This window comes from Duganella margarita (assembly GCF_009857535.1).
Classification (GTDB): Bacteria; Pseudomonadota; Gammaproteobacteria; order Burkholderiales; family Burkholderiaceae_D; genus Rugamonas; species Rugamonas margarita.
The window spans coordinates 1-820 of sequence record NZ_WWCS01000065.1 but is presented as its reverse complement, the minus strand read 5'-3'; the positions used below and the strand labels follow the sequence as shown (position 1 = coordinate 820).

Below are 820 nucleotides of genomic sequence, written 5' to 3'. Positions count from 1 at the left end.
GGCGCGGTGGCTGGCCAGCACCGCGTGCTGCAGCAACGCCGCGGCCTCGGCCGGCAGCGCGGCGGCCGCCGCCACCTGGCCGCCGTGTTCGGTCCACAAGGCCGCCACGGCCATGCGGTTGACGGTCAGCGTGCCGGTCTTGTCGACGCACAGCACGGTGGTCGCGCCCAGCAGTTCGATCGCCGGCAGGCTGCGCGCCAGCACCTGCTGGCGCGCCAGGCGCCACGCCGCCACGCCGAGGAACAGCGTCAGGATCACCGGCATTTCCTCGGGCAGGATGGCCATCGCCAGCGTCAGCCCGGCCAGCAGGCCGTGCAGTCAGTCGCCGCGCAGCCACCAGTACAGCACGCCGAGCAAGGAGGCCAGCGCCAGACCGCCCGCCGCGACCTGGCGCACCACCGAGCGGGTCTGCGCCTGGGTCGGGGTCGGCTGGGCATCGATCGCCGCCAGCACCAGGTCGGCCGGCACGCGGTCGCCCTCGGCCAGCAGCAGCAGGTCGCCCTCGACCAGCTCGCGGCCGGCGATGCGCTGCGGCCGGCCGTCACGCAGCACCAGCGCGCGCGGCGCGGCCAGCTGGCGCAAGGCGCCCAGCGACCGTTCGGTGCGGCGTTTCTGGATCACGGTCATGCCGACCACCAGCCCGACAAAGCCGAGCAGCATCAGGGCGTCGCCATGGTCGCCGAGCAGCAGGTAGAGCGCGCCGCAGGCCGCCAGCAGCAGCACCATCGGCTCGGACGCAGCGTCGGCCAGCAGCCGCCCCACGCCCGGCGGCCGCGCCGACGGCAGTTCGTTGGGACCGTTGGCGGCCAGCCGCGCCGCC

1 protein-coding gene and 1 pseudogene are annotated in these 820 nt (G+C 75.5%); both read right to left on the bottom strand.

Features of this window, described 5'->3' with window-relative positions; all coding sequences use genetic code 11:
• Nucleotides 1-285: pseudogene (locus GTP55_RS29995) on the bottom strand (ATPase); the annotation flags it as partial.
• A gap of 33 nt (nucleotides 286-318) precedes the next feature.
• The coding region (locus GTP55_RS29990) for a P-type ATPase actuator domain-containing protein (RefSeq protein ID WP_267876880.1) at nucleotides 319-820 on the bottom strand (502 nt) is incomplete at its 5' end.